Source organism: Collinsella aerofaciens (genome assembly GCF_039062365.1).
GTDB lineage: Bacteria > Actinomycetota > Coriobacteriia > Coriobacteriales > Coriobacteriaceae > Collinsella.
This window is the reverse complement of the sequence record NZ_JBCJBI010000018.1, coordinates 25,370-38,604: the sequence shown is the minus strand read 5'-3', so window position 1 is coordinate 38,604 and position 13,235 is coordinate 25,370. Positions and strand designations below refer to the sequence as shown.

11 protein-coding genes are annotated in these 13,235 nt (G+C 59.8%); 1 reads left to right on the top strand and 10 read right to left on the bottom strand.

Annotated features, from left to right (window positions below; genetic code table 11):
* Positions 1 to 262: 262 nt before the first annotated feature.
* The 10 genes from ABCN01_RS08555 to ABCN01_RS08510 form a co-directional block, all read right to left on the bottom strand.
* Positions 263 to 730 carry a YfcE family phosphodiesterase gene (locus ABCN01_RS08555; protein ID WP_342996862.1) on the bottom strand — a complete coding sequence of 156 codons (468 nt, stop codon included), beginning with the start codon at positions 728 to 730 and terminating at the stop codon, positions 263 to 265.
* A 97-nt stretch (positions 731 to 827) separates the two neighbouring features.
* The gene (locus ABCN01_RS08550; protein WP_006235156.1) at positions 828 to 1,544 is read right to left on the bottom strand and encodes a LytR/AlgR family response regulator transcription factor; all 717 of its coding nucleotides are present in this window, start codon (positions 1,542 to 1,544) and stop codon (positions 828 to 830) included.
* A gap of 72 nt (positions 1,545 to 1,616) precedes the next feature.
* Positions 1,617 to 2,960: a histidine kinase gene (locus ABCN01_RS08545; protein ID WP_055310084.1), complete on the bottom strand. Its 1,344-nt coding sequence runs from the start codon at positions 2,958 to 2,960 to the stop codon at positions 1,617 to 1,619.
* A complete protein-coding gene (locus tag ABCN01_RS08540) occupies positions 2,957 to 4,144 on the bottom strand; it encodes a glycosyltransferase (RefSeq protein ID WP_117803913.1) in 1,188 nt (395 codons plus the stop codon). Before ABCN01_RS08540 ends, ABCN01_RS08545 begins: the two co-directional genes overlap by 4 nt.
* Positions 4,145 to 4,315: 171 nt before the next feature.
* Positions 4,316 to 5,575, bottom strand: a complete 1,260-nt coding sequence (locus tag ABCN01_RS08535; RefSeq protein WP_342996861.1) for an MFS transporter — start codon at positions 5,573 to 5,575, stop codon at positions 4,316 to 4,318.
* 101 nt (positions 5,576 to 5,676) lie between these two features.
* Complete coding sequence (locus tag ABCN01_RS08530) at positions 5,677 to 6,621, bottom strand: zinc dependent phospholipase C family protein (protein ID WP_342996860.1); 945 nt, start codon at positions 6,619 to 6,621, stop codon at positions 5,677 to 5,679.
* 92 nt (positions 6,622 to 6,713) lie between these two features.
* Complete coding sequence (locus ABCN01_RS08525; protein ID WP_342996859.1) at positions 6,714 to 7,448, bottom strand: LytR/AlgR family response regulator transcription factor; 735 nt, start codon at positions 7,446 to 7,448, stop codon at positions 6,714 to 6,716.
* Positions 7,449 to 7,486: 38 nt separating this feature from the next.
* Complete coding sequence (locus ABCN01_RS08520; RefSeq protein ID WP_226790488.1) at positions 7,487 to 8,878, bottom strand: sensor histidine kinase; 1,392 nt, start codon at positions 8,876 to 8,878, stop codon at positions 7,487 to 7,489.
* Between the two features lie 112 nt (positions 8,879 to 8,990).
* Positions 8,991 to 10,268, bottom strand: coding sequence for a metal-dependent hydrolase family protein (locus tag ABCN01_RS08515; RefSeq protein WP_117648122.1), 1,278 nt, complete (start codon positions 10,266 to 10,268; stop codon positions 8,991 to 8,993).
* Between the two features lie 131 nt (positions 10,269 to 10,399).
* Positions 10,400 to 11,851 (bottom strand): APC family permease, encoded by a 1,452-nt coding sequence (locus tag ABCN01_RS08510; RefSeq protein WP_118267729.1) that lies wholly within the window; start codon positions 11,849 to 11,851, stop codon positions 10,400 to 10,402.
* 355 nt (positions 11,852 to 12,206) lie between these two features.
* On the opposite strand from ABCN01_RS08510, the gene ABCN01_RS08505 reads away from it, so the two are divergent.
* A complete protein-coding gene (locus tag ABCN01_RS08505; protein WP_342996858.1) occupies positions 12,207 to 13,208 on the top strand; it encodes a C39 family peptidase in 1,002 nt (333 codons plus the stop codon).
* Positions 13,209 to 13,235: the final 27 nt, after the last annotated feature.

Below are 13,235 nucleotides of genomic sequence, written 5' to 3'. Positions count from 1 at the left end.
TGCTCTACAGTCCTGCGCAAGACGGAAAGCACATTAAGTGCTTTCCTTTGCGTGCGGAACTCGCGACAAACTTAACCCGCGCCCGCCGGCCCCGGAGACCCTCCCTGCCGTCACTATGTTCAACCAGTTTTGCGGGCGTGCGCCGCTGCGCGGCTAGCCCGCGTGCTTCTCGGCGGGGTTGGTCTGATGGATCTTGTTGAACTTCGGCCTTTGGCTCAAAGAAAACGGGGGATGCATTGTGCATCCCCCGTTTTTGTTGCGGTTAGTCCAAGTCAATAAACTTAGTGCTCAGTACCTTGCCATCTTTTACGAGCATTCTGGCCATGGTAGGGCCTCGGGTGCCTCTGGGATAGCTGGCGCTGCCTGGGTTGAGGACTAAACAACGGCCCACTTGGGCTTCTTTGGTTACGTGGGTGTGGCCGTTGATGGCTACGTCTACGGATCCCACCGGAAGGTCTTCGCGGTAGTGGGCTACGGCGAATTTGAGGCCTTCGTAGGTAAAGAGTGCAAGACGGTCTACATCGGGGCCGTAGTCGCGGTAGTAATCGTTGTTGCCCAGTACGGCCCGCACGGGGGCGATGGTGCATAGGTGCTCGTAGTCCATCTCTGACGTAAGGTCGCCAGCGTGGATAATCAGATCCGCGCCCTCAAGCTCGTCCAGGAGCGCAGGCGATAAATAGCCGTGGGTGTCCGAGATGATGTCGATGCGCTTGGCGCTTGCACTGTTCATGGGATCCCTTCCGCAAAAAAACGATTCGGCAGATACATACAAAAAAGGCCCCACGGCTCCGCAGACGATGGGTCTACAGGGCTGCGGGGCCAGTGTGCTAGAGACTCAGGGCCTTCTTGAGCGGCACGACGCGGCGGCGCGAAACCGGCACGCGTTCGTCGACGCCCGTAATGCCCAGCTGGATGGCACCCGAGGGCACCGTCTCGACATCCGTGACGCACGCCAAGTTGACGATATAGCGGCGGTGAACACGGAAGAAGCCAAAGTCGCAGAGCTTGGCCTCAAACTGCGCCAGCGAGGTTGTCGACAAAAAGCGATCATCGACGGTATAGATGCAGGAGTAATCGTCCTTGGCCATGATAAAGCGAATGTCGTCCACGGGGATGAGCACCTTGCGGCCGCCCTTTTCCACCGGGATACGCTCGATGGTCACCTTGCTGTCCGTAACCGGCTTGGCGCGTTGCATGACCTTCTCGATCGCGCGATCCAAGCGAGCTTCCTCGACCGGCTTCATCAGATAATCGACGGCATCCACGTCGAATGCCTCGACCGCATGGTCACTATACGCAGTCACAAACACGATCGCCGGCGGATTTTTGAGCTTATGCAGCGCCTCGGCAAGTTGCAGGCCCGAGGCACCGGGCATCGAGATATCGAGAAACACGACATCCACGCGACTTTCCATAAGCATCTCGATGGCGGAGCGGACGCTCGACGCCTCCGTGATCGTGCCGATCTTGCCCGTTTGCTCGAGCAGGAAGCGAAGCTCCGAGCGAGCCGGCGCCTCATCATCCACAATCATCGCACGCAGCATAGGGATAAAACCTTTCGTCAACTAACTACGCCGGGCATCCGTCGCATGACGTTGAGCCCGTAGCCTTTTATTTTACTCTTGAATGTCAAAGATGCTCTCTGACAAATCAAGATGAAGGAGCACTTTGGTGCCCTTGCCCGGCGCCGATTCGACACGCGTATAGGAGTGCGGCCCATAAAAGCGATGGATGCGCTCCGAAATATTGTGCATGGCCACACCGGCGCCGCCACCCTGGGGAGAGCTGGCGTCGGGACGGGCAGAGCGCTCGTCAAACAGTCTGGCGGCGGTACCCTCATCCATGCCCACGCCATTATCGGCCACGGCAATCAAGATTGCATCCTCGCCGTCTTGGTGAACGGTCACGTCGATCCTCAGGGCGTCGTCATCGCCCATACCATGACGCACGGCGTTCTCGACAATCGGCTGGATCACGAACGCCGGCACCAGCGTATCTTCCACGTCCTCAGACACATCGAACGTCGCAAGCACGCGGTCCTCGCCAAAGCGGGCCTTCTCAAAGGTAAGGTAGCGCTTGGTCTGTGCGACCTCGCGCGAGACCGGAATAAGCGATCCCGAGTTGTCGAGCGTGGCACGATAGAACGATGAGAACTCACGAAGCAGTTCGCGGGCCCGCAGCGGGTCGGTGCGCGTAAACGATGCAATGGTGTTCAGCGTGTTGAACAGGAAGTGCGGGTTAATCTGCGCCTGCAGCGCACGCACCTCGGCGCGCGCCGTGAGCTCCTTTTGCACCTCGAGCTCGTGGATGGCGAGCTGCGTGGACAAGATCTCGGCAAAGCCCGAGGCAAGCGCGTACTGGGTACGGTCGACGGCGCGCGGGGTCTTGTAGTAGAACTTGAGCGTGCCGACGGTACGATCGCCCACCTTGATGGGGGCGATAATGCCGGCGGGGACTTGGTTGTGCGAGCCATCCGAGCCCACGACATCCACCATACGGTTGAACGACTGCACGATGCCATGTTCGATAACGTAGCGTGTGGCAAGCGTGTGGATGGGAGAATCTGGCAGTAGTTTTTCCTCAAACTCGCCCGCGCAGGCCAACACGTTGCCCTCGTCGGTGATGGCCACCGTCATGGCGCGCGTCTCGGGCAAAATGCGCCGGCACACCAAACGCGCCGACTCCTGCGTCAGACCGCCCTTAATGTCCTCGAGCATGGCCGAGGCCACCGAGAGCGTCTCCTCGGTGTACTGGGAGCGCACCGAATCGGGATTGAGCGTCAAAAAGATAAAGATGCACAGAAAGATGCACAGCAGCGCGCAGGCAATCACCGTGGCGATCGGCTCGATACCGGTCACCAAGGCAAAAATAAAGTACACCAGCACGCAAATGGCGCAGGCAACGGCAATGATGCGAAAGATTGATATTGAACTATCGCGCTGGGCGCGGCGGTCGATCATTCGGCCCCCTCCAGGATACTGATCAGTTGTGCGTCACGCCAAAGCCCGTCCATGATCTTGGGCCAAAAGCTCTGGAAACGCAGATAGCTTGCAGCGTTTTGGCGCGCATAGGCCTTTGCCTCGCCGATACCATGGCGCCAGATGCGCAGGTAGCCCTCATGCTCGCGGGTAAACACGCTGCGGACCATAGCGGTCTTGCGCACGCGGTCGTCGAGCTCGCGCGAAATCCACGGGCCCGGGTAGGGCATGAGTGATGCCGCCGTAACGGGAATGAGCTCCTTTTGATGCGCGGCGAATGTCAACTTGGCCCGTTCGTAGTACCAACGGTATACATCCTGCATAAAGCGCGGTGAGCGCTTTTCGGACTCCGGAGGCAGATGGCGCACGGTCCACTCGTTATCGAACCACACGTCGTAGCCAAACATGCGCATGTTAAAGAGGTAATCCAAGTCCTCGCCGCGGGTGATAAACGGGTCAAAGGCCACACGCGTAAAGGCGCGGGCGTGCAGGGCCATCAGGCCGCCGCACACGTAGTTGGAGCGCGAGATGCGGGTGCCCGAGAGCGCCTTTTTCATCCAACGGTTGAACTCGATGCGCTTGGTCCACCAACGATGGCAGATGCCCGCCTTGTCCGTGGGAGCCAGCGGCGAGCCGTCGCGATCGTAGAAATAGCCGCTCTTGACCAAGATCGGCAAGCCCTGACGCGTCTGCTGCCCCAACGCATAGGTCGCGCGCTTCATAAAGTCGGCGTCGATGACAGTCTCATCGTCATCCAAAAAGATAACCGCGTCATGCCCCAGCACAGCGGCACAGGCTAGCCCCATGTTGCGGATGGCACCGTAGCCTCGCAGGCTCACGCACTCGCCCGAACCCTTGGGCGCGATCTGAGCAACCCGGTCTGCAATGCGCGAGGCCTGGGTGTTGGTGACAACGGTGACCTTGAGCGTGGGATGCGCGTCGACAATCTCGTGCACGCGCAGCGACACATCGGCCGTGGCAGAAACGGGACAGACCACCAAAAGGATGATGCGCGGGATGTCACGTACCTGCTCAAGCGAGGCCAGACAGCGGTCGAGTTCGGGATTGTCGGCGTTGAGTCGCGTCGAATGGTCATAGGTGCCAGGGGCGTTTGCGCAAGCGTCATCGCCCGCCCAATACGTTGGAATCACGACTGTGGCGTTCATGCCTTACCCTCCCTGCAACACAAAAACGGGACGCCGCCAAACACAGGCGACGCCCCGCGACCTAGCTGATTCCATCATACCCACTTGGGCAAATCATTGCTCGAAAGTCAGAATGTTTATTGCGGATAATCCCAAAAGAGTATCGCGGCGGACGCAATTACCGGCAAGTTCCTATGCGGCCTGCTCTGCCGTCTGAGACATGCGGGACAGACGGACCAGCAGCGCAAAGCCAACAACCAGCAGAACGCCAATAGAAAGGACGCCCAGCGACGGGTTGCCGGTCAGCGAGGTGACAACCGACACCAGGAAGGTGCCCATAACGCTTGCGTAACGGCCAAAGATATCGAAGAAGCCGTAGTACTCGTTGGACTTTTCCTTAGGGATAATACGACCGAAGTAGCTGCGGCTCAGCGCTTGCACGCCGCCTTGGAACAGGCCGACCAAAATGGCGAGTACCCAGAACTCAAAGGCAGTCTTTAAGAAAAACGCGGCAAAGAGCACGATGCCCATGTAGGCGGCGACGGCCACCATGATCATGTTGAGCGTGCCCACGCGACCGGCGAGCTTGCCGTAGATGATGGCGGACGGGAAGGCTACAAACTGCGTAACGAGCAGAGCCAACACCAGTTGGGTCGAGTCGATGCCCAGAGCCGATCCGTAGCTGGTTGCCATGGAAATGACCGTGTGCACACCGTCGATGTAGAAGAAGAACGCGATCATGTAGACCAGCACGGTCTTGTTGTGGGCGATCTCGCGCATGGTGTGTCCGACCTCAGAGAACACGCCGCCCACGATGTGGCCGATGGTGTCCTGGGGACCGCGCTCGCGACCGTACTCTTGCTTATAGGTGCGAATGAGCGGCAGGGTAAAGATGAGCCACCAGGCACCGGTGATGATAAACGACAGACGCGTTGCCAGCATGGTGGGGACGCCAAGAGCGGGGCCGCCCATGATAAGCGCCAGGCAGATGATGAACGGCACGGTGGAACCGATGTAGCCCCAGGCATAGCCCGAGCTGGACACGGCGTCCATGCGCTCGTCGGTGGTAATGTCGGGCAGCATGGCGTCGTAGAACGTCATGGACGAGTTAAGGCCGATGGTGCACAGCACATACACGGTCAAAAATGCCATGGCGGACATGGGGATAGCCTGCGCCAGGCAAAGAACCAGGCCCGTAAGGAAGAAGCCCAAGAAGAACTTGATCTTGTTGCCGGCGTAGTCGGCAAGCGCGCCCAGAATGGGCATGAGCATGGCGATGACCAGCGAGGCGATCGTCTGCGCATTGCCCCAGGCGACCACCAGGTCGGCCGAGGAAGCGCCGGTATTGATGGCGTTAAAGTAGATGGGCACCACCGAGGTATTGAGCAGCACGAGGGCCGAGTTTCCCACATCGTACATGACCCAGTTACGCTCGAGCTTGGTGTATTTCATGGACAGGGACCCTTCGTATTCGCCCGATATGCAGTTAATTCATCGTACCCCAATTGTCCAGAAGCACCGGTAAGGATTCGGCAAAGGGGCACGCACGGACCCTATTCCTCGCGGTCGAACTCTTCGTCGGCGCCGAGCACGCGCCCGCTGTAATTGACGTGGTTGGTCACGGCTTCCATATCGCCGGTCTCGATAAAACGTGCGACCGTGCACTCGTAATCGACCAGCGCGCGATCAAAGACCTCGGGGAAACTCTCGTTCGAGACCTCGTCGGTAAAGGGATTCTTCCATGTCAGATGGCCCAGGTTACCGGTGCGCTCGGGCAGCTCCGTCGTCACGCGATGAGCAAGGCCGTCGAGCAGCGAGTAGTCGTGCACCAAGCCCTCAACCAGCGAGATCGCACGCGTCTTTACGGAGCCGGCCGGCTCAATCGCGCGGTAAAGTCGCTGCATATTGGCAACGGCAGCACCGTACTCCCCCGCCGGCATGTCAATGCCGTACACGCGTCCGGCAACATAGCTCATCAGCACGCCGGCCGCGCGATTGATGCGATCGGTGGTGACGATCTCGCCCGCCGGCGGATAATCGTCGACCGTAGCGCCATCGCGCTTAAGCTGCAGCATCAGTACATCCAGGTCACTCTCGATCACGGCATGGACCTGACTGCTCGAATCCTCAAGCTCTAAATCGGACTCCACGATGCCAAACTGTTGCTCATAGACAAAGGGATGGGCGTTGCGGTCAAGCACGTAATGAGACAGCAGGCCCAACGCAAAGGCGCGGCCCAAGTTGGCGTCGCGCGGCAGCAGATGCGACACGCCATCGCGCAGGCACGCGAACTGGCGAGACATGCGCGAGCGATGCATGACCTGCGCCAGCAGCGTGCAGTCGGAAACACGCGGTGTCAGAATGTGAAAGAAAAACGGGTCGGGGCCTTGGTTGCCCAAGATAAAGGCAATGCGCTCTTCATCGGACGTGATGACGCCCTGCGGAAGACGGTCGATGCTTTCCTCGCCAAACAGATGATGGGTGATAAGCGCGGGCATAATGATCCTTTCGATTTCATTCGATGCCACCCATTATGCCCACCGCGCGCCCATACCAAACCTGCGATGGTAAACGACGGCACGCAGACCGTCTACGCAAGCCCCAAGTGTGCTTTAACCTCGGCAGCGCGACGGCGGGACACGGGCACCGTCGAGCTCACGCGGTCGAGCCTGAGCTCCATCAACCCCGTGGAGCCAATCTCAACATTGTGCACGTCTTCCAAATTGACCAGATAGCTGCGATGAACGCGAATAAAGCCCTCGGAGTCCAAGCGACGCTCGAGCGAAGAGATCGACTCATTGATCAGGTACGTTCCCTCGGCGCAGATGGCGTTGCAAAAATCGGCGCGCGCCTCAAAGTAGCAGATGTCTGCGGCGGGAATGAACACCTTTTTGCCCCCGCGGTCCACCGTCAGACGCAAAGGCTGGCGCGGAGCATGGATAACACGACGGGCACCCAAGGCTGCCTCGATCTTGTCGAGTGCCTTTGACAGGCGTGCGTCCTCGACCGGCTTGACGACATAGTCGACCGCATCGAGGTTATACGCATCGGCGGCAAACTCGGCAAACGCCGTCACAAACACAACCACCGGCGGCGTCTTTAGGTTCTGCAGCGTCTCGGCAAGCTCAATTCCCGAGCGACCGGGCATGGTAATGTCTAAAAACAGCACGTCGGGCTTGTTCGACAGAATCGACTCCACGGCTTCGGTGACATTGCCTGCCTCGGCGATCTGACCCACACGCGTATCCTTTTCCAACAGATAGCGTAGCTCGGCCCTAATGGGAGGTTCGTCATCAACCACCAAGATGTTCCAGCCTTCGGACATATGTGCTTCCCCTCTTTTTCTCTCAATCCAACCGCGTGCTACGCCGTCAACGGCGCGGGCTCATGCGGCTCGCCGTTCAGCTCGACGATGACCTGCGTTCCCACGCCCTCCTGGGACTTCACGCGCATGCCGGAATCTTCTCCGTAAAAGAAATGGATGCGCTGAAGCACGTTGAAGAGCGCCAGGCCGCAACCTCGCTTGACGGAGCCGTCGGCGGTAATGCTCTCGGGCTCCTCTCGGCGATGTTGCTCAAACAGATGCGCGCAGACCTCTTCGCTCATACCGATGCCGTCGTCCTCGACGATGATCTCCAAACCGTCATCGGTCTCGAAAGCCCTAACGTGAATAGAAAGCGGCTCGGTCTCGCGCTGCGCGTGCTTGATGCAGTTTTCGAGCAACGGCTGCAAGATAAACGGCGGCACCATGCAATCGCGCACCTCAAAGTCGATATCGACCGAGACGCGCAGACGGCCATCGCCATAACGAGCCTGCATAAGATTGATATAGCGAGTGCCCTGTTCCACCTCGTGCTCGAGCGTTGTGAGGGTATCGGAATCAGAAAGCGTCTGACGGTAGTAATTGGAAAAGTCGATCAGCAGCGACCTGGCCTTGTCCGGCTCGGTACGCACGAGCGACACGATGGTGCTGATGGTGTTAAACAGAAAATGAGGATCGACCTGCGATTGCAAGGCGCGCAGCTCCACGCGGGCCGTAAGCTCGTCCTGGCGCTCGAGCTCAAAGCTCGCAAGCTGCGTGGAAATGAGGTCGGCAAAGCCCGAGGCAAGCGCCGTCTGGCGCATATCGATGCTGCTCAGACGGGGATAATACAGCTCGAGCGTGCCCACGCAATGCCCGCGCACGGTAAGCGGTGCGACAATACCGGCGCGCAGGCGCGGAAAGTAGCCGCCCGTCTCGGTCGAGGCATCGCGCGAGAACACGCTTTGCTCGCCGCTGTTGATCACGTTGAGCGTAGTCCGCAGTACCACCGGGGTGCCCGCGGGGCATTTTGCCGAGTCCTCGCCCCAGCTCGCCAACACCTGCTTGCCGTCGGTAAAGCAGATGGCAGAGGCGATAGTTTCGGACAGGATGATCTTAGAGGCGCCCAAGGCAGCTTCGGGCGTAAGGCCGCGCGACGTGTAGGCGAATATTTTTGAAGCGATGGCGAGCGTGCGGTCGGTTGCGCTCGATGTGAGGTCGTCGGGAACGACAAAGACGTACGAAAAGAAGAAGCACAGCATGACCAAGCCGGCAATGACGACAACGGCCGGAACGGGATTGGGATTATCGGTTAGATCCCAGATGAGCAGCAGGATAAGCAGCGGGACAACAATACCGAGCAAGATGGCTTGAACCACATGCTGAGCGGTACGAAAGACCTTGGTAGAGTTGTAGCTCTTGCCTAGAATCAGCCTATTGAGATCCACCGTCATCTCCTTCTTACTGACGCACCCCATAGCAATAAAGAGGGCCGCAAGCGACCCTCTCCATTGCATTATGCAATCAAATACTGTGTTTTACATCAAGCCATCGATGAACGGTAGCTTAGGCGCTGTACTTGTTTGCCTCGCCGAAGGTGCCGGCCTCGACAATCCAGCCGTCCTTCATGATGACGTCCATGTTGTCGGTGTTGAGCACGTGGATGTCGGCGGCGACGTCACCGTTGACGACCAGCAGGTCGGCGCACTTGCCGGCCTCGATGGAACCGGTCTCGTCCTCGATGTGGCACATCTTGGCACCGTTGAGGGTGGCACAGGTGATGGTCTCGACCGGGGTGAAGCCGATCTTGTCAACGAACTCGTACATCTCCTCGATGGAGCAGGTGCCGTACGGGGTGACGAAGGAGAAGGAATCGGAGCCGATCGTCATGACGACGCCGCGCTTCTTGGCCTCGCGCAGGCAGTCGTAGTTGCGCTGCAGCTCCTTCTCGACCAGGGTGCCCTCGTACTTGTCGTGCAGCTCGGGGACGTAGACGGGCGGATAGGTGGCGTACCAGGTGGGCAGGAAGGCGATCGTCGGGGTGAAGAAGGTGCCCTGCTCGGCCATGAGGTCCATGGTGCGCTCATCGATATCGAAGCCGTGGATCAGCTGCTCGCAGCCAAAGCGGACGGAATCGTAGGCAGCGGCGTGGTTGTTGTAGCAGTGGCTCCACACGGGGATGCCGACCAACTTGGCCTCTTCGATCACGGCCTGGATCTCCTCGGAGCAGTAGTGCTGGTCGCGACCGGAGTCCCAGCGCCAGATGCCGCCACCGGTAGCCCAGATCTTGATGGCATCGGGGTTCTCGCGCAGGCGACGACGGACGGCCTTGCGCAGATCCCAAGGACCATCGACCTGGTCGCCCCAGGGGTGCGATTCCTTGTTGAGCTCCTGGCTGCAGTGGTGGGAGTCACCGTGGCCGGCAACGCGGCAGAAGCCAAGACCAGTGGCCAGAACGCGCGGGCCCTTGAAGACGCCCTTGTCGATGCAGTCGCGAATCTGGATACCAAAGCGGCCGATCTCGCAGACGGTGGTGAGGCCGTGGGTGAGGCAGTCGTAGGCCTGCTTGACGGCAACGGCCTGCTTCTCGAGGAGCGGCTGCATGACCCAGTCGGTGTCATCGTCGGTCAAGTTGCCCGAGAAGTGCAGGTGGGTGTCGATCAGGCCGGGAAGGACGGTCTTGCCGGCGGCGTCGATAACCTCAACGCCCTCGGGAAGGTCCTGCATAGCACCGGCATACTCGATCTTGCCGTTGTCGTCGACGAGAACGAGGGAGTTCTCGACCGGCTCGGCACCGGTACCGTCGATGAGCTTGCCGCCAACGATTGCGTACTTAGTGGACATGGTTCCTCCTTATGGATCCATATAGTGGGCGAGGCCATGTTGGGTTATGGCCTCACAAAGCTACCCAAGTGGTGCCGGGTTCGGTGCGCGGAAGAGAGGGATCCGCGCACCCGATCCGCCCCGGCTAGGCGTTATTTTTTGCGGGAATTGGTGAAGGCCATGAGGGCCAGGCCAACGGCCAGCCAGCCGATCACGATGCTCCACTCCACCATGTTGAGGGAGGCGGGAGAGAACGGGACCACGAGCAGGCCGATGATGACGGCGCAGGCAGCGACAGCGAGGCTGATGCCAAACTTGCCGCCGGGCACCTCGTAGGGACGAGGCAGGTCGGGCTCGGTGAAGCGCATGCGCAGGCAAGCGAGGGCGACCATGCCGCAGGAGAAGATGAAGGCGAGAGCCGACACGTTGGTCAGAGGGATGAGCATGTTCTTGCCCAAGAACGGACCGATGACGGTGATGACACCCAGAACGGCGCAGGCGAGCTTGGGAGCGCCGGACTTGGGATCGACCTCGGCGAACTTCTCGGGCAGCTGGCCCTTGCGGCCCATGGCGAGCATGATGCGGCTCGTGGCGCCGTAGAAGGAGTTCATCGGGCCCATGGGTCCAAGCGTGGCGATGACGAGCATGGCCAGGTACAGGAGCATGTTGATGCCCTTGAGGCAGGCAAGCGCGGGAACCGGGCTCTTAACAAACTCATGCCAGTCGAGGATGGTGCCGAACGAGTAGATGCAGACCATGTAGAAACCGCCGGCGGCCAGCAGGGCCAGGGAGATGATCTTGCCGAACTTGTTCCAGTTGAGGCCCTCGGCTGCTTCCTCAGCCTGCTGAGGAATGGTATCGAAGCCGGCGTAGAAGAACGGGGTCAAAACCAAGACCGACACGATGCCGGCAAACAGGCTGGTGCCCTCGGTAGCGGGCTTGCCGCCGCCAGCACCGGTGACCTGGGAGAACACGGGCATGGCGTGTTCCGGCGAACCGGTGAACAGCGAGACACCCATGGCGAGCAGCATGCCGCAGAGCAGAGCCTTGGTCAGGAAGGCCTGGAGCTTGGCGGCCGAGCTGGCGCCGCGGAAGTTGAGGAAGATGACGTAGACTGCAAAGCCGAGCGCGATCAGCGTCGGGAACAGGTAGACGTCGGCCCCCAGGATGGTGTAGAGCTTGACGGCGCGCAGCCACTCAAGGCCGGGCAGGCTGCCGAACATCTCGGACACGAGGGTCGAGATGGCGATGGCCTCCCACGGGCACAGGATGCCGTTGCCCAGGGCCAAAAGCCATCCGGTGATGTAGCTCAGCGTACGGCCAAAGCTACGATCGACATACTCGACGATGCCGCCCGAGATGGGGATGGCAGCCGTGAGCTCACCGAAAACAGCTCCGACGGGCACGAGGAAGATTGCACCCAAGAGGAATGCGATCATAGCGGGAACGGGACCGCCGCCCACGACCATCCAGTCGCCGACCTGCAGAACCCAACCGGTACCGATGATGGCACCGAAACCGATGGTGAAGAAGTTCCAGAGCGAGAGCGTTTTCTTCATGCCGCCGTTATCCTCGACTGCAACCTCTGCGTTCTTGTCCGCCATTGTTCCCCTCCTTTCCTTTTTGACGCCCCTTGACGTCACCCCTTGCGCGGTCTGTTTTGCCGCGCGCTTTTATTTCGTGGCTTTAAGATACGGCCTTGGCACAGCAGCGCCGCTTGTAGCTCGACCGAAGGCAGAACTGCAAAACGAGCGGCGCCGTTTTTGGGACGAACGGCGGAAGACGTCATTCGTCTTGGACGCTTTCATCTTGTCTGCTTTTGAATACCTGTTGCCGTGACGCTTGGCGCGCGGCGCGACAACGTTCATACCATTTGTCAGGCTTTTGGCGCACATACCCATGTGTCGTGCATCTTTTTATGTAGGATAGACAAGTTACACATGAGGCAAGGTGATTCGAATGGCATACGGATACAATGACGGCGACCAACGGCCACAAAGCGTGCGCCTTGCCGGCCGCACCACGCCAACGCCCAGAAGCACCTCCGACAACGACAACCCGCAGCGCCCCCAAGAGCAACCCGGGGCTTCTTCGCGGCAACAAAGCCGTACCGTGCAGCAGTCAGACCGCGTGAGCACGAGCACACGCCAACGCCAGACCGACACATCGCAGCCACGCCGCTACGATCGCCGTACGACCGACTACTACGTCAAGCGCTCCTTTTCGCGACCTCAACGCGATCGCGGCAATTCCGCCCCTCACCCCGCGTCGCACACCACAAGCCACGCGCTTCCGGCCCGCCGCCTACGCCTTGCGCTTTGCTCCATCGCCGCCTGCCTCGTCTTTGTGTTTTTGGGATCCTGTATCTCCCACGGATCAGCTGGTCTTGAGCCCACTGCCGAGGACAAGCTGCTTAAAGCTCCCGTCGCACCCGGCTACTCATTTGCTTTTTCGACCCCGCGTTCGCAGTGGAGTGTCGGCACCATGCCCCACATCTACCAAATTGACCCCGCATGGTCGGAGCTGCCCTATGCCGGTGGCACTATTCGCGAAAACGCTTGCGGTCCCACTTGCCTCACCATGGTCTATATCTTTAAGACCGGCCACACCGATAAGACGCCGGTCGATATATGCGCACTGGCCGAAGCCGGCAACTACGCCCCCACTGGTGCCACCGAGTGGTCGTTTATGACAGGCGGCGCGTGGCAGCTGGGGCTCAACGGAACACAGCTCTATAACGATCGCGAATCGATTACCCAAGCACTTCGCTCGGGTGCGCCCGTCATCGCCGCAGTGCGCCCCGGTACGTTTACCAACGTAGGCCACTACATCGTGCTCTACGGCATCGACGATGCCAACCAGATTGGCGTCTACGACCCCAACTCGGCCAGCCGCAGCGCCCGCCGCTGGGGCGTCGTAGAGGTCCTCAACGAAGTCGAAGCCATGTGGGCCTACTACTAGTCATTGGGGACAGACTTAAATGAGTGG